Origin of the sequence: Marinobacter sp. KM021 (assembly GCF_050707965.1) — a bacterium.
Taxonomy (GTDB): domain Bacteria; phylum Pseudomonadota; class Gammaproteobacteria; order Pseudomonadales; family Oleiphilaceae; genus Marinobacter; species Marinobacter shengliensis.
Genome location: NZ_CP136129.1, coordinates 1217821 through 1233973 on the forward strand (window position 1 = coordinate 1217821; position 16153 = coordinate 1233973).

The window sequence follows — 16153 nt, forward strand, 5'->3', positions numbered from 1 at the left end:
TTGCGGCCGGCGCTTACCTGGCCAGCCCCACAATCTGTGGCGGCGACTTCTCTGGCCGGTTAGACCGCTTTCAGGTGCCGCCCGCAGGGCGAGGTGGTCATGATTTCGTGCCAGCGATCCCGCAGCAGGCGCTCGAGGTGGTCCCGAATCCAGATAATGCCGGGATCCCGGTCATGGCGGGCGTGCCAGACCAGGTACATGCTGGTGGGGTCAACCTCAAAGGGCAGCTCTCCCATCCAGAGCCCGTTCACAAAACCGCAGTCCTGACTGATGAGTTCCGGCACCGCCGCAATCAGGTTTGTCTCCCGAAGCACCTGCGGCACGATGGAGAAATGATTGACGGTGGCGGCAATCCGGCGGCTTTGTCCCTTCTGGTCCAGGTAGCTGTCCACGAAACCATGGGCGTCGCCCGACATGGACACAAGCAAATGCCGGGCCTCCAGGAATTCCTCCATGGTGATCGGCTTGCCCGCCAGCGGATGTCCCTCGCGCATCGCCAGCACGTAGCCACCCTCAAACAACCAGGTGCTCCGCAGGCTGTGGTCGTGCTGGTTCAGAACGCCAACCGCCAGGTCCACGTGGGCTTCGCGCAGATCGTCGTAGGTGCCATCGGGCGTGTACGGGACCGCGTGCAGGTCGACACCGGGCGCCTCCCGCTCCAGCAATTCGATTAACTGGCGCCAGACCATCTCAACGATCACGTCGTTAGCGGCGATGCGAAATTTCCGTTTGGAATTGGCGGGGTCGAACTGAGTGGCTGAAACCGCGTTGGTTAGCGCGTACATGGGCCCGCCTACCTGGTCCCAGAGGCTCAAGGCATAAGACGTTGGCTCGATGTTACGACCTTTGCGGACAAACAGCGGGTCGCTCCAGATCTGGCGCATCCGGGAAATTGCGTTGGATACCGCCGGCTGGGTCATGGCCAGACGCTCGGCGGCTCGGGTCACCGAGCGCTCGGTCATGATGGCGTCGAAAATATAGAGGAGTTGCAGCTCCTGGGTTTTCATCGTGGGGTACCTGAATGATGGCAATGGACCCGGACAAGTCTGACCAGCATTGGCGGGCAGTGCAACCGGCACACAAAAACACCCTCCCATAGCAGGAGGGTGTTGATTCGGGCCGGTGAGTTACAGGTTGCCTTTGACGAAGGCCCGCAACTGGCCCAGGGTGCCGGCACCGGTCTGCCGGGCCACCACGCCGCCCTCGCGGAACAGCGCCAGGGTCGGAATGCTGCGGATTCCCATGCGAGCCGCCGTTTCCGGGCTGTCATCCACGTTGACCTTGGCCACTACCAGGTCATCGCCCAGTTCGTCGGCGATTTCTTCAAGCATGGGGCCAACGGTCTTGCAGGGGCCGCACCAGGGTGCCCAGAAATCGACCAGGACCGGCTTGTCGTTACGACCAACGGCCGCATCAAAGTTGCTGTCGTTTACTTCAACGATGTTGCTCATATCGTTTCTCCGTTTCCAGTAATGCCTGAGTCTAACCATGCGCCCTGCTCTTGCTGAAAACCAATTGTTCAGCGGTATACATGGTATTTCCCAGGGTGATGTACACCGGTTGTCAGTGACTACCAAAGCGCTTGCTCAGCACCAGTCCGCCCCAGGCCAGGGTGCGATCACCGGTACCGTTCTTGATTTCGGAGCTCTGCACACGCAACACGTAGCTCAGCTCCATGTTGTCCCAGAGCGTGTAGGTGTAACCGGCCCAGACTTCCGCTAGCAGCACATTCAGATCATTGGCACTGAGTTCGTGATCGGAATCCCGGAACTGACCCTGCAGGAAAGCGTTGTAGGCTCTGGCCTTCACCGACAGGCCACCCCAGAAGTAGTTCTCCCGACCGCCGACCGCGGAGACGCTGGGCGCCCGCTCACCGTAGGCCATCAATTCCGGGTTGAAGCGGTTATCCGGCGACGAAATCAGCCCTCCCCGGAACACCAGGGCGGCGCCAAATTCAGTGAGGTACCCGACGCTCCCAAAGTAGGTCACCTTGAACTTGCTGCCCGGCTCACTGCCATCCAGGTACTGGTGGTAGGCCGCGGAGTATCGCAAGGTAGGCTCGCCCCCTTCGGAGATCTGGTGATCCCAGCCTTCGGGCTTGTCACTGCCGGTGGCCTTGTGAATCGCATTCTGACTGTGCTCAAACAGGTCTAAGCCCAGGGCACCAACGGTCAGCGAGGTGGTCCATCCCGAGGTGCCACCGGCTGACTGATAACTGCGGCTCGTGGACAGATACACCAGGCTGCTGTACGGCCGGTCGCTCCTGTCGATACCTTGCTCCGTAATCTCCTCGGGGGTAAAGCCGTAGGCACCGAACTCCACCGAGGTGTTCTCAGGCTGGTCCGGCAGCCGGCCAAAGCTGCCAACCAGGCCCTGGTCGATCGCTCCCACCGCGCGGGAAACCAGGCTGTTGTTCAGCGCCTCGGAGTTGGAGGAATAGGTTATGGCGACCCCGGCTGTGTAGTCCCGGTCGGTCCGGGTCGGGGCGAACAGATCGTTATCAATAGACAGTGCAATGGCGGAAGCGGACTCACCAGCCAGGCTGACAGACGACGCCACAGCAAAACCGAGTGCAAGAGCGAGTGAAAGGGAACGCATGGCCAACTCCAGTGCTTCAATTGTGTGGATCAAGTTGGCGGCTATTTTTCGGATGACGGGCGCGGCAGACTAATCAAGAGATGGTATCCTCAACATCACAGATAGTGATGCATAGGTACTTATACCGCCTTTTTCAGGCTCATTCCCTGAGTCTCCCTTCTAAGAAGAATTATAGAAATCATGACTTAACTAATGATATATAGATATTTTTGATTTTTAATCGCAGAATCCTAAAACGTTTTGGTGAACGTTTCGGCAGCAAAAAACGGTTTATTATAATTTGAGATGATGTGTTCCATATTGTTTCGGAATTATTCAGGTCGCCTCCCCAGCCCCATACTTCTCCCCATCAGCTGCCGACCACCCAGGCAGTTCCGATGAAAGCGTTGACTCATTCAAACTCAGGAGAAGATGTTATGCGTAAAGTTGCACTGGTAACCCTCGCCTCACTCATCGCGGTAGCGGCTCTTCCTGCCCACGCGACTCTGGCAGATCGCAAATCCGATGAACCGGGCGTCGAAGCCCCTCAGCCGGCCCCCTATAGCGGACAGGTTGTTATCCGCGGCGAAGTGAAGTCCGAAAGCCACGGTTAAGCGTTAGAAGTTTCATTTGCGTCTTGGCACCAGGGACGGTGCGTTTTTCATATCCATCGTTGTCCGACAATACCCCACACGGCGATGAGTAGCCCTCTACTTTTGCCTTCCGCCTCTCACAACCTTTACGGTCAAACGCCATGCGGGAGGACGCACGGAGAACCGAGGATGAAACACCGTCCTGGACTCCACCGAGGGACAATCGCTGATCACAAAAACAGAATTGTCAACGCGCATCAGCGCTCACTCGCTTCCTGGTTCCGGCGTCGCTGCCGGTAGCCGTAAGTGGCGTTTCTGACGGTTTCCTCATCTTCCAGTCCGGCCCCCAGGGCACCAGCGATAGTGGCAACCGAAGTCACGAGCCAGGCAAGAGTGGTATAATAGGTTCAGGAGCCGCGAGTGCAGCTAAGCAGTTTTGGCTGCGTATACTGCCGGTTCGGGTAGAGCGCGTATAAGGTGAGGTCCGGGCGGTTCACCTTCGGCAGAACTTCCATCAACCTACCCTGCTCTATACCTTCTCTTGCCACCCTTCAGGTGAATGAAACCAACACCAGCAGACTGAAAAACACACTGATCACAATCGTTAATCCGGAAAGACCCTCCGTGTCAGCACCACCCGATAACCGCCGCCTTAACGCTTTCAGAAAACGCTTTGGCGTGTAGATGTTTTTGCGATAATTGCTCTCGTAATAGTGTTGAAGAAACAGGGGCATGGACCCCCTGTCGAACCGATGCCAGAGCTTAAGAACGCCAACGATATCCTTGCGACAGGCCCAGGCTCGAACAGGCGATGGAAGCCAGTTCAAAGGTATAGCGGAACCAAAATCAATGATCGCGGGGTTGCCGTGCTCCGAAACCAGAATATTTCCGGAATTGCCGAGGTCCATGTGCGCCACACCGTGTTGATGAAGGATTTTCACATCATTGAAAAGTCGCGAGAAAACGCCACTAGGGACACCGCCGCCCTCCGCAACGCTCTTTATAGCCCGCCCCTCTATCATGCGATAATGGACGGTAGGCGAGACGTCTGATGGCCGAGAGACTTGGTCAGGCGTGAAATCGAGGTGCTCTACTCTTCTCAACATCCTGAATTCATGAGATACGAGAAACCTGAAGTAATTCCCGAGAAGGCCCCGGGAGAATCTAAACGCCTTATAAATGTGCCTGTTGCCGCTGTTATCGACGTTTACAGAGACGATTGGCTTGTACCATTTCTGGTTACCGGAATCATCGAGTGCTGCCGAATTCCAGCGTGAGTCCACAGATGGGCAGTTTGTCTGGCCGCTCATTCCCCCTCCAAATTGCAGGATATGCAGATTGTTGGGCAAGCCGACCGCATTAACTGCGGTTTAACCAACCCTTTGCCAATGCCGCGACTTGCGACACCTGCAAAGGATTATTGGAGGTTTTCTGGAGGCTGAATAATTCTATTGCAGTATCTTTGTCATCACGAAAAGTGATGACTCAGCTTCTACACGTTTCAGGCGATCGCTTTTACGGTCGAATGGCCACATGGCGAGCTGGTCATAATGTCATGCCAGCGTTCGCGAAGGAGCCGTTCAACATGGTTCCGCAGCCAGACAATTCCGGGATCGCGGTCGTGGCGGGTGTGCCAAATGAGGTAAAGTGATGTGGCCGGATCGAATTGTGTCGCACTCACCGCATTGGTTAGCGCATACATGTGATCGTCAACCTGGTGCCACAGACTGAGCGCATAGGATGTAAGCCTCACGGGGCAAACAGATCAGCGTTATCCAGCACAGTGGTAATGAGCTCAAGGGTGGTCTTGAAATCGCGGTACATAGACTCTCTGGGTGCGTCATGCCAACAAGTGGCACAAGCTTCCGACGGTGCCAGTTTCTGGCGTAGCCTGGGCACGCCGGAGCGGGCGCCAATTATAGCGATGCCAGCTGTTGGCACAAGTATTGAGCCAAGCCAAACTCTGGCATAGCCATCGTTCCCATTTGACACTTTCCCATGCTGGCACCAAGCTCCAAGAGCACCACTTAATTGAACTCAAGTCCGGAGCTGACCATGAGCAATCTCGCGCCCAACACTGAACTGGATTGCCCCATTACCGATGAATGTGGCGCTATAGTCCAGCTTCTTCAGCCCAGAAACCGTGACCTCGGGGGCTTTTCGGTAAGGCGGGTTCTGCCGGTAATTGGCCGGAAAATGATCGGGCCATGGATCTTTTTTGATCATATGGGGCCTGCCCATTTTGCGGCCGGGGATGGCATTAACGTGCGCCCTCACCCCCATATTGGCATTGCGACCGTTACCTACCTGTTTGAAGGTGAAATCCTGCACCGTGATTCGCTGGGCAGTCAGCAACCGATCCGCCCCGGGGATATCAACCTGATGGTGGCCGGGCGCGGGATTGTTCATTCGGAGCGGGAGCGCCAGGAAATCACAGCCTCCGACCACACGCTCCACGGATTGCAATTGTGGCTGGCGCTGCCGGAGGCAGACGAAGAAACAGAGCCGGCGTTCTATCACTATCCCGGCGACACAGTGCCATCAGTTTCCGTGGATGGCGTTCAGGTACGGGTAATGATGGGAACCGCTTTCGCTGCCGCGTCGCCGGTCAAGACCTTTGCCGACACCCTGTACATTGAGGCATGGTTGAAACCGGGGCAAAAGCTTACTCTGCCTGATGCCGAGGAACGAGGGTTGTACGTTGCCAAAGGGAAGCTGCGGGCAGGCGGAACGGAGGTGCCTGAATATTCCATGGCCGTTTTGGCGGCTCACGAGGGCGTTACGGTTGAAGCGATCGAAGACACCCGGCTCGCCCTTGTTGGCGGCGAACCACTGGGTCGACGGTTTATTGAATGGAATTTTGTGTCCAGCCGTAAGGAGCGTATCGAACAGGCCAAGGATGACTGGCAGAACCGGCGTTTTCCCATCGTGCCTGGCGATAAAGAAGACTATATCCCGTTACCTGGCTAGAACCATCGCCCAACACGTGAGGTGTACTGGGTGTAATCGTCCCCGAATAATGCCCGCATATGACGTTCCTCGGGTTTAATCTGGAAGCGATTCGTGTACAGCATAAACAGCGGGAGTAACAGCGCGGCAAATACGCTGCCCAGATACAGGCTCCACGCAATAAGCATCAGCAGAAATCCGAGGTACATGGGATTGCGGGTGTAACGGTAAATTCCGTCAACCACCAGGCTGTCAGACTGATGGGGCGTACGAGGATCAACGGTGGTGCCTGCTGCACGAAATGCCAGAACGCCGGCCAGGGCAATACCTGCGCCAGCCAGGACCATGAAGGTGCACAGAATCAGCCTGCCCGGAACAGTAAAGTAGCCAGCCGGCAACAGCCTCGAAACAGCCCACATGGCCGCCCCAAAAAGGATAACCAGAACAACGGGTGGAACCTTGAGTTCAAGTGCTTTCACTATTTGTGTTCGTCCCTGAGAACGTTTGGCTACACTGGTATCTCTGACTGGATGCCCAAGGCTGAGTTTACGGCGTCCCGAATCTCGCGATACCGCTCCGGATTGCTGATCAGTGTATCCAGATTGTCCTCAGGGAACATCTCTTTCAGCTTGGATCTGGCCGATTCTCCGGCAAATACCGCCGGGAACAATTGCTCCAGGGCGCGCAGCATCGCCTCCGGAGATACCGAAGCACCCGGAGATGCACCCAGTATGGTGCCGTATGTTTTATCGGAAGACACGATAATCTCTGTGCCCATCTGCAAGTCACCGTCCTTGATGATCTGCACCCGCTGCCCCGCCTCTATGGGCTTCCAATCAAACTTCTGGCTCAGGCCGGGGGCAAACTTGTCGAGGGCCGCCAACATACTTTTATCGCCTTTGAAAGTTTCGGAGATCAGATACTTGACCAGCGGGAAATGCTCAAGGGCCACATTCAGCAGTCCCGGAATATCGTGCAGCCGCATGGCCCGGAGGTAATCGAATAAGCCTCTGCCCTTTTCCAATACGGGCTTGAACGAAGCGAACGGGCCAAACAGGAGGTAGTGCTGGCCATCAGCCACCCGTAAATCCAGATGCGGTACCGACATGGGCGGGGCCCCGACCTCCGCTTTGCCATAGGTTTTGGCCCGATACTGGTCTGCCTGTTCCGGGGTAATCCTGGCCTGCAGAAAACGCCCGCCCACGGGAAAGCCGGTAAACCGGCGAGCGAAAGGTAGATGGCTCTTCTTCAGAATCGGAAAGGCTCCCCCGCCGGCACCCACAAACAGAACGTCCGCGCGGTGTTGCACCGGCTCGCCCCGGGTTTGGGTTTCCACCAACCAACTCCCTGCCGGGCTGCGATGCACTCGCTTAACATGCACACCGTATTCGACCTTTACACCCAGCTGGTTCACGGCGTATTCCGCCATCAGCTCAGTCAAGGCGCCAAAGTTGACGTCGGTGCCCGTTTCGATAACGGTAGCGGCCATTTTCTCATCGCGTGCGCGGCCTTCCATGGTGAAGGGGATCCAGCTTTTGATTTCATCAAAGTCTTCGGAGTAACGCATATGTTCAAAGAAATGATGGGCCGACATTTCTTTGAATCGCAGTTTCAACTCCTCGATGGAGGATTCAGATACGATGGTGCAATGCTTGGTCTGGTTGATAAAGCTGGTTGGCTCTTTAATAGCGCCTTTATCAACCAGGTAGGCCCAGAACTGTTTGGCAACGTTAAACTGGGCGTGAATTTTCAGGGCTTTCTCAACGGAAATAACCTCTTCATCCACCGGCGTGTAGTTGAGCTCGCAGTTGGCTTCGTGACCGGTGCCGGCATTGTTAAATGCCCAGGAGTTACCCGCCCCTGCGCGGTCCAGGCGTTCCAGAATGGTTACGTCCAACTCCGGGGCCAGTTCCTTTGCCAGGATGGCAAACGTCGTCCCCATAATGCCTGCGCCGATGATGGTTACTTTCATAGAGATAGCCGCCAGTGTCTGTTTGAGTGTCTTTAACTGAAATACCTTCCCAGAACCTAACATAAATCCAGAGGGCTCGATAACGAGATCAGAATAGGCTACCATGGACCTGTATATTTATGGCTCTTCACTTATCCGTGTGGGTTGGGTGCCATAGGCAGCCCGCCATAATGGAACAAGATTGCCCGTTTGAATCTCTCCTTGCTCCGGAATCCCCGGGACCGGACCTTTAAAGCTCGAACCTGTCCGTTGATTGCCTCCGCTAGACCATTGGAAGCCCGGAAACGCATGGCATTGAGGATGCCAAACAGCTTGGTTTCGATTTGATTGGCCGTTGAGGTCAAGGCTCGAACCTCCGTGAGTCGAGCCATATGAATCCATTCCTGCCAGGCCGCGCGAGCGCCTTTGACGCGATAGCCCTGCCAGATGTCCCGTGCCTTCTCCTTGAGGTACCACACCAGGCCGGTGTCTTTGAGAGCATCCGACAAGGCCCGGATTTGCTGAATCTGCTGCCCCTCAAGGCTCTTGCGATGGCGTAACCAGGTGTATCGGCTTCGGTGGATCTCCTGACGCATCGAGTGATCCGCCCGCGCCATGTCAGCCTTGCGAGTGGCATCCAGCGTCCGGGTCAGCATCTGTGCAACATGGAAGTGATCGAAGGCGATCTTCCGATGGGCTTTGTCGATATGGGCAAACGTCGCTTTCTGATACGCCGGGCTCATATCCATGGATATCGAAATGATCGATTGCTTGCGCGGCTTCTCCAGGCTGTCGTAAAAGCGACCGAGGCTGTCTGAGGACCTGCCGTCTTCCACCGCCAGAACCTGACCCTGGGCATTGGAAACGATCGTCACGTAATCGTGCCCCTTACGAAATGCGGTCTCGTCGACAGCCAGCCGTGTTGTATCGCGGTCGGGCGCATTGGCCAAGCCCCGACGTACAGCCCGTTCCATGATGTTGTCGATAGCAGTCCAACTCAGGCGCAGCTGTTTGCTGACCGCAGAGATCGAGGCTGCCCTGAGCCAGCTAATAACAAAGGCTTCAAATAGCAGCGTGTACCGGCTGTTCTGCTCAGCCCAAGGTACGCTGACCGTCAGGCAGCCATGTTCCGGACATTGCACACGGGGGACTTGGGCAACCACCTGGGTTCGGAACTGACAGGTGTCGAGGTGACGCCAACGACGTTCCCGGGAGTCGTAACCCGGGCAGGCACGGCCACACCGGGGGCAGACAAGCGCTGTGCCTTTATCTATGTTGACCTGGACTACGACTTCGCTCTGACTTTTATCAAGCTCAACGTCTGAGACAAACCAAGGTGCTGAGAGCCCAAGAATCTGTTCGTAGAGGGTGCATTGATCCAATGTCGGCCACCATCCATCGGGTTAATCGGATGGGCTAACATTGACCAAAAACGGCAGGGAAATAAAGGGTTACCCACTAAAAGAAGTGAAGACCCATATTTATACAGTCATCCATAAACAGCGAGGAATCTTCTTAATGGCTGTTCAATCTTTGTTCTACTCAGACCGCGACGGACTCGAAATGGCACTCAAGAATCCCGACTCGATGCTTTTCACTTCCAAAGCCGAAGCTGATGCCCGCGATAAAATGCTGGAGCTCTCGGAGAACATCCAGCTCTGGTTTGAGAAGAAGATCCCTGACATGCCTGAGCAACTGGCGGAGCAATGCGCCCTGCTGATTGCTGAGAACAAGGACCTGTTTCACAAAGCACTGAAGAAGCCAGAGATCCTGGCTGAAGCTGAGATTCCGGCTGACTAGAGGCGAACGCCTGGGCCGCCCCCTATCGGAATCCCCTATTTTTCCTTGGGTTGTATCGATTCGTACACTGGTCTGAAAATCGATGGTAACGTAACAACACCCGTAACCCGGAATACCATTTAGCAAGGAGTCTTTAATGGCCAATACCCGCGCATACGCAGCATCAGGTCCAACGTCGGGCCTGGCGCCCTACTCCTTTGACCGGCGTGAGCTGAGACCAGACGACGTCGCCATTGAAATTGATTACTGCGGCGTTTGCCACAGTGACCTGCATACCGTCGAGAACGACTGGGGCGGCTCTCAGTATCCCGTTGTTCCTGGTCACGAGATCATTGGTCGTGTCACTGCCGTAGGCCGGGATGTTACCCGTTACCAACCCGGTGATCTGGTGGGCGTAGGCTGTATGGTTGATAGCTGTCGTACATGTTCCGCCTGCGATTCCGGGCTGGAACAATACTGTATAGAAGGCTCCACCATGACGTATGGAAGCCTGGATCGCCACGATGGCACCGTCACCCATGGCGGTTATTCCGACAACATCGTGGTAAGCGATCGTTTCGTGGTACGCGTGCCGGAAAACCTGGACCCGGCCAGCGCTGCACCGCTCCTGTGTGCCGGTATCACCACTTACTCCCCGCTTAAGCACTTCAAAGTTGGCAAGGGCCATAAAGTGGGCGTTCTTGGTATGGGTGGCCTGGGCCACATGGGTGTGAAGCTGGCCAAGGCCATGGGGGCGGAAGTCACCATCTTCACCCGTTCAGAAAGCAAAGTGGCGGAGGCGAAGAAGCAGGGTGCTGATCACGTCATCATTTCCACAGATAAGGCCCAGATGAAGGCCGCTGCGGATTCCTTCGACTTCCTGCTCGACACCATTCCCGTGGCCCACGATCTCAACCCTTACCTGAAGTGCCTGAAATACGATGGCACCCATATTCTGGTAGGGCTGCTGACGCCTGTGGAGCCCGCACTCCAGGCGGGACTGTTGGTAACCAAGCGGCGGGTGGTTGCCGGTTCGCTGATCGGCGGTATGCCGGAAACCCAGGAAATGCTGGATTTCTGCGCGAAACACAACATTACCTGTGACGTTGAAATGCTGGACATCCGCAACATCAATGACGCCTACGAACGACTGAAAAAGAGCGACGTGAAGTACCGCTTCGTGATCGATATGGACACGCTCAAGCAAAGCTGATTACCACCCATTAACGCCCCGGGTTGGCATTGTGTCGCCCGGGTGGTCTTTGACAATCCGCTAATAACCATTCCGGTTGCAAAGGGTTAGCATGGGTCTATTGTTATCGTAATCGATCCTGGACACAGCGCATGACCTTTGCACGCATTGCCGGAACCGGCTCCTACCTGCCGGACAACATCGTTACCAATCGCGACCTGGAGCAGAAGGTGGACACCTCTGACCAATGGATTCGCGAGCGCACCGGCATTGAACAACGTCACATCGCCCTGCCCGGCCAGTCCACTGTGGATCTGGCAGAGCAAGCCGCACTGCGGGCCATCGAAGCCGCCGGCATTGAGGTAACGGATATTGACCTTATTGTTTTTGCCACCACCACCCCGGATAAGGTTTTTCCGAGCTGTGCCTGTATTCTCCAGGCCAGGCTGGGTATTCAGGGTTGCCCGGCCTTTGATATCCAGGCGGTATGCAGCGGTTTTGTCTATGCCCTGGCAACCGCTGAGAAATTCATAAAAACCGGCACCAGTAAGAAGGCACTGGTCATTGGCGCTGAGGTGTTCTCCAGAATCATCAATTGGGAAGACCGGGGCACCTGCATCCTGTTCGGCGATGGTGCCGGTGCGGTAATTCTTGAGGCCAACGAAGAAACCGGAGTTTTGTCCACTCACCTCCACGCCGATGGCCGCTACGAGGACCTGCTACACGTTCCTTGCGGCGTATCTAACCACTTCGATGCCATCAAGGCAGGCAATGCGTTTGTAGAAATGAAAGGCAACGAGGTGTTCAAGGTTGCCGTAAACACCCTTGGGCAGATTGTGGATGAAACCCTGCAGGCCAACCAGATGCGCAAATCCGATATCGACTGGCTGGTACCGCATCAGGCAAACCTGCGTATTATTGCCGCCACGGCCCGAAAACTGGATATGTCCATGGACCAGGTTGTGGTGACCGTTAATCGTCATGGCAACACCTCCGCAGCGTCCATTCCTCTGGCACTGGATGAGGCCGTTCGGGATGGACGTATCAAACGGGGTGAAACCGTTCTGCTGGAGGCCTTCGGCGGAGGGTTCACCTGGGGCTCCGCATTGCTGAAATACTGATCAGGCGCGGCACCTCATTCCCGAAAGCGCTATCATTATTTTCTTTTAGTATTTTTGGTTCTTAAAAAACTTTGTTAGATTGCTTCTCAGATTCACTATTTCCGGTTCTGAGGAGCGTCTGATGAAACAACTGCTTAAAGGATTTGCTCTGGGCGCCGCCCTGCTTTCCGCCCAGCCTGCACTGGCCGCTGACAGAGAGCTTCTCAACACCTCCTACGATATCGCCCGGGAACTGTTCGCGGCCTACAACGTGGAGTTCCAGAAGCACTGGCAGGAAAAAACTGGTGAAACGGTCAATATTCGCCAATCCCACGCTGGCTCATCCCGCCAGGCGCAAGCCATCATTCAGGGCCTCAAGGCAGACGTAGCCACCTTTAACCAGGTTACCGATATCGACATCCTGCACGAACGCGGTCAACTGATCCCGGAAAACTGGGCAGAGCGTTTGCCAAACAACAGCTCCCCCTACTACTCCACCATGGCGTTCTTGGTGCGCAAGGACAACCCGAAGAACATCCAGAACTGGGATGACCTGGTTCGTGATGATGTTGCCCTGGTCATGCCGAATCCGAAAACCTCCGGCAATGGCCGTTACACCTATCTGGCCGCACTGGGATACGCCCAGGATGCCTTCGGTGACGACGAAGCAAAGATTGACCAGTTCCTGGCAGACTTCCTGGGCCGTGTCCGGGTGTTTGACAGCGGCGGCCGTGGCGCCACCACCACCTTTGTTGAGCGCGGCATTGGCGACGTACTGCTGACCTTTGAATCGGAGGTTCTGAACATCGCCGATCGTTTCGAGAACGGCGAATACGAAGTAGTCACCCCCAAGGTCAGTTTCCTTGCCGAGTTTCCTGTGACCTGGATTGATGATTACACCCGCCAGAACGGGACTGAAGAACTGGCAAAAGAGTACCTGAGCCATCTGTATTCTGAAGATTCCCAGCGCTTGCTGGCCGGGTTCAACTACCGGGTCCATAACCAAAAGGTTATCGAGGAAAACGCAGACCGTTTCCGTGAGCTGAAGTTGAAATCCATCGATGAGATTACTGGCGGCTGGGAAAACGCCATGACCAAGCATTTCAGCAGCGGTGGCAAACTCGACCAGTTGCAACGGCGTCGGTAAGAGGCTGAGATGTCTGCTCCCGCTCAAGTGAGCGCCGCCCCAGTCCGGCGCTTTTCAGGTCGTAGCAAACGGGTATTGCCGGGGTTCGGTTTGAGCCTCGGCATTTCGCTGTTTTTCGTCAGCCTGGTTTTGTTGCTCCCGTTATCTGGCCTGGTGGTGGAAACATCCGGCATGACTTGGGACCAGTTCTGGTTCACAATCACCGATCCCCGGGTGGTTGAATCCTACAAGGTGACGTTATGGACGGCCCTGGCCGCATCGCTGTTTAACGGTGTCTTTGGCTTGTTATTGGCTTGGGTTCTGGTACGTTATGACTTCCCGGGCAAGCGTATCCTGGATGCCTTTGTAGACCTTCCGTTCGCATTACCCACCGCCGTTGCCGGCATCACCCTGGCCACCCTGTTTGCCCAGAACGGCTGGTACGGCCAGTGGCTGGCCAAGCTGGGCATTGAAGTGGCGTTCACCCCTTTGGGTATTGTGGTTGCCATGGCTTTCACCAGCATTCCCTTTGTGGTGCGCACTGTCCAGCCTGTGCTGGAGGAATTGTCACCGGCGGATGAGGAAGCCGCGGTCAGCCTCGGTGCTTCCGACGGCCGGGTGTTCCGCAAGGTCATCTTTCCGTCGTTGTGGCCTGCGCTGGTCACTGGCATTGCGCTTTCCTTCACCCGCAGCCTGGGTGAATTCGGCGCCATCATATTCATTGCCGGCAATACCCCCTACGTCAGCGAAGTCACCAGTCTGATGGTATTTATCCGGTTGCAGGAATACGACTACGCTGCGGCCAGCGCCATTGCCTCGGTTGTTCTGCTGGCTTCACTGGTACTGCTATTTGCCATCAACCTCTGGCAGGGCCGATACCTGCGCCGCCTGGAGGGCCGATAGATGGCAGCTGAACATCATCGCGTCGGCGATCAACCCTGGGTGCGCCGCCTGCTCATTGGTACTGCGGTTCTGGTGTCGCTTGTTCTGCTGGTGATTCCGGTGGTAGTCATTTTCTTCCAGGCCCTGAGTGCCGGCTGGAGCACCTTTACCGGTAACGTGCTGGATCAGTTCACCCTGCACGCCATCGGCCTGACCCTGCTGGTTGCAGCACTGACGGTACCACTCAATCTCATCTTTGGTACTGCCCTCGCCTGGGCCGTTACCCGGTTCCGGTTTCCGGGCCGGAAACTGCTGGTGACCCTGATCGATATTCCCTTTGCCGTATCACCGGTAATCGCCGGCTTGCTGTATCTGTTGCTTTACGGCCGGAACGGTTGGCTCGGCGGCTGGCTGGCCACCCACGATGTCCAGTTGATGTTTGCCTGGCCGGGCATTGTCATGGTCACCGTGTTTGTGACCTGCCCGTTCGTTGCCCGCGAGTTGATCCCGCTGATGCAACAGCAAGGCAGTGAGGAAGAAGAAGCCGGCGTGGTTCTGGGTGCGTCTGGCTGGCGTATTTTCCGGAAGATTACCCTGCCTAACATCAAGTGGGCGCTGATCTACGGCGTAGTACTGACCAATGCCCGCGCCGTGGGTGAATTCGGTGCCGTGTCGGTTGTTTCAGGTAACATTCGCGGTGAAACCAATACCTTACCGCTGCATGTTGAACTGCTTTATCAAGATTATAACGTGGTAGGCGCCTTCGCCAGTGCCGCCCTGCTGGCAACCATAGCCATCCTGACCCTAATTGTTAAGGCTTTTGTAGAGTGGCGCCAATCCCGCCCAACGATCCTGACGCCCGAGAAAGGAGGTGTCTGATATGAGCATCACTATCGACCAGATTTCCAAAACCTTCGGCCGTTTCCAGGCGCTGAAAGACGTTTCCCTGGAGATTCCTGAAGGTAAACTGACCGCGCTTCTGGGGCCGTCCGGCTCGGGCAAAACCACGCTGCTGCGGATTATCGCCGGGCTTGAATCTTCGGACTCTGGCCGAATCCTGTTTGGCGGCGATGACGTCAGCAACCTGCACGTTCGGGATCGTAATATTGGCTTCGTGTTTCAGCACTACGCCCTGTTCCGTCATCTTACCGTGGCCGAGAACATCGCATTTGGCCTTGAATCGCTGCCCCGCAAACAGCGGCCGACAAAATCCGAGATACGCCAGCGGGTGGCCAAACTGCTGGAGATGATCCAGTTACCGCAACTGGCCGACCGATATCCGGCGCAATTGTCCGGTGGCCAGAAGCAACGGGTGGCCCTGGCCAGGGCCCTGGCAACTCAGCCCCGTATACTGCTGCTGGATGAGCCCTTTGGCGCCCTGGATGCGAAAGTGCGCAAAGACCTGCGTCGCTGGTTACGGGCGCTGCATGACGAGTTTCATTTCACCAGCATCTTTGTCACCCACGACCAGGAAGAAGCCCTGGAGCTGTCCGATCAGGTGGTGGTCATGAGCCAGGGACAGGTGGAACAGGTCAACGAACCTACCGATCTGTACGCACGGCCCGAAAGCCGGTTTGTGTTCGACTTCCTGGGCCATGTCAATGTGATCTCCGGCGTCGTGAAAAATCATAAGCTGGTTCAGGGGGATGCCTGGGTGTCTCTGCCCGGGCAGAAGTCTGACCAGGAAGCCCAGCTGTACTTGCGCCCCCATGAGGTCCACCTTGCCCGAGCGCCAGCGATTCACGCCCGTTTACCGCTGCGTATCGAAGCCATCAGTCTGATTGGCTCGGAAGTGCGGATAGAGCTTGTGCCGGTGGGCTGGAACAGTGACGAGATCTGGGAAGTTGGCATGAGCCACAACGAATTCGCCCGCCACAACCCAAGCCGGGGTGAACTGTGGTACGCGGTGCCAGACATCGGCCACCTGTTCGTTGCCGATAGTGCCCAGCCACGATCCGTCGACTGGGCTTATACCACAGCGGCTAACGCCAGTAATATGTAATC

General features: G+C 56.1%; 16 protein-coding genes and 1 pseudogene. 9 read left to right on the forward strand and 8 right to left on the reverse strand.

Annotated elements, in window-relative coordinates:
• Positions 1–59: 59 nt before the first annotated feature.
• From RVM24_RS05695 to RVM24_RS05705, 3 genes are all read right to left on the reverse strand, one after another.
• A complete protein-coding gene (locus tag RVM24_RS05695; RefSeq protein WP_303760310.1) occupies positions 60–1007 on the reverse strand; it encodes a LysR family transcriptional regulator in 948 nt (315 codons plus the stop codon).
• Positions 1008–1127: 120 nt separating this feature from the next.
• Positions 1128–1451 (reverse strand): thioredoxin, encoded by a 324-nt coding sequence (gene trxA, locus RVM24_RS05700; RefSeq protein WP_224848255.1) that lies wholly within the window; start codon positions 1449–1451, stop codon positions 1128–1130.
• 112 nt (positions 1452–1563) lie between these two features.
• Entirely contained in the window at positions 1564–2598 is a 1035-nt protein-coding gene (locus RVM24_RS05705; RefSeq protein WP_374786603.1) for a lipid A deacylase LpxR family protein, read from the reverse strand.
• Positions 2599–3014: 416 nt separating this feature from the next.
• Between RVM24_RS05705 and RVM24_RS05710 the strand changes: the two genes are divergently transcribed.
• Positions 3015–3191, forward strand: coding sequence for a hypothetical protein (locus tag RVM24_RS05710; protein WP_374786602.1), 177 nt, complete (start codon positions 3015–3017; stop codon positions 3189–3191).
• A 530-nt stretch (positions 3192–3721) separates the two neighbouring features.
• Here RVM24_RS05710 and RVM24_RS05715 read toward each other — a convergent pair.
• Positions 3722–4480: a hypothetical protein gene (locus RVM24_RS05715; protein ID WP_374786601.1), complete on the reverse strand. Its 759-nt coding sequence runs from the start codon at positions 4478–4480 to the stop codon at positions 3722–3724.
• Positions 4481–4671: 191 nt separating this feature from the next.
• Positions 4672–4839 (reverse strand): annotated as a pseudogene (locus RVM24_RS05720) (LysR family transcriptional regulator); the annotation flags it as partial.
• Between the two features lie 386 nt (positions 4840–5225).
• Here RVM24_RS05720 and RVM24_RS05725 point away from each other — a divergent pair.
• Positions 5226–6140, forward strand: coding sequence for a pirin family protein (locus tag RVM24_RS05725; protein ID WP_374786600.1), 915 nt, complete (start codon positions 5226–5228; stop codon positions 6138–6140).
• On the opposite strand, the gene RVM24_RS05730 is transcribed toward RVM24_RS05725, so the two are convergent.
• From RVM24_RS05730 to RVM24_RS05740, 3 genes are all read right to left on the reverse strand, one after another.
• The gene (locus RVM24_RS05730; protein ID WP_374786599.1) at positions 6137–6598 is read right to left on the reverse strand and encodes a methyltransferase family protein; all 462 of its coding nucleotides are present in this window, start codon (positions 6596–6598) and stop codon (positions 6137–6139) included. The genes RVM24_RS05725 and RVM24_RS05730 overlap by 4 nt on opposite strands.
• Positions 6599–6627: 29 nt before the next feature.
• A complete protein-coding gene (locus RVM24_RS05735) occupies positions 6628–8091 on the reverse strand; it encodes a malate:quinone oxidoreductase (protein ID WP_374786598.1) in 1464 nt (487 codons plus the stop codon).
• A 131-nt stretch (positions 8092–8222) separates the two neighbouring features.
• Positions 8223–9452 (reverse strand): ISL3 family transposase, encoded by a 1230-nt coding sequence (locus RVM24_RS05740; RefSeq protein ID WP_036220386.1) that lies wholly within the window; start codon positions 9450–9452, stop codon positions 8223–8225.
• A gap of 136 nt (positions 9453–9588) precedes the next feature.
• On the opposite strand from RVM24_RS05740, the gene RVM24_RS05745 reads away from it, so the two are divergent.
• The 7 genes from RVM24_RS05745 to RVM24_RS05775 all read left to right on the forward strand — a co-directional run bounded on the left by RVM24_RS05745 (position 9589) and on the right by RVM24_RS05775 (position 16151).
• Positions 9589–9870 carry a YebG family protein gene (locus tag RVM24_RS05745; protein ID WP_374786597.1) on the forward strand — a complete coding sequence of 94 codons (282 nt, stop codon included), beginning with the start codon at positions 9589–9591 and terminating at the stop codon, positions 9868–9870.
• 136 nt (positions 9871–10006) lie between these two features.
• Positions 10007–11062, forward strand: coding sequence for an NAD(P)-dependent alcohol dehydrogenase (locus RVM24_RS05750; RefSeq protein WP_431475087.1), 1056 nt, complete (start codon positions 10007–10009; stop codon positions 11060–11062).
• A 131-nt stretch (positions 11063–11193) separates the two neighbouring features.
• Positions 11194–12162: a beta-ketoacyl-ACP synthase III gene (locus RVM24_RS05755; RefSeq protein WP_431475088.1), complete on the forward strand. Its 969-nt coding sequence runs from the start codon at positions 11194–11196 to the stop codon at positions 12160–12162.
• A 121-nt stretch (positions 12163–12283) separates the two neighbouring features.
• A complete protein-coding gene (cysP, locus tag RVM24_RS05760) occupies positions 12284–13288 on the forward strand; it encodes a thiosulfate ABC transporter substrate-binding protein CysP (protein ID WP_431475089.1) in 1005 nt (334 codons plus the stop codon).
• 9 nt (positions 13289–13297) lie between these two features.
• A complete protein-coding gene (gene cysT / locus RVM24_RS05765) occupies positions 13298–14170 on the forward strand; it encodes a sulfate/thiosulfate ABC transporter permease CysT (protein ID WP_431475090.1) in 873 nt (290 codons plus the stop codon).
• Positions 14171–15028, forward strand: a complete 858-nt coding sequence (cysW, locus tag RVM24_RS05770) for a sulfate ABC transporter permease subunit CysW (RefSeq protein WP_431475091.1) — start codon at positions 14171–14173, stop codon at positions 15026–15028.
• Between the two features lies 1 nt (position 15029).
• Positions 15030–16151 (forward strand): sulfate/molybdate ABC transporter ATP-binding protein, encoded by a 1122-nt coding sequence (locus RVM24_RS05775; RefSeq protein WP_058091042.1) that lies wholly within the window; start codon positions 15030–15032, stop codon positions 16149–16151.
• The last annotated feature ends 2 nt before the right edge of the window (positions 16152–16153 follow it).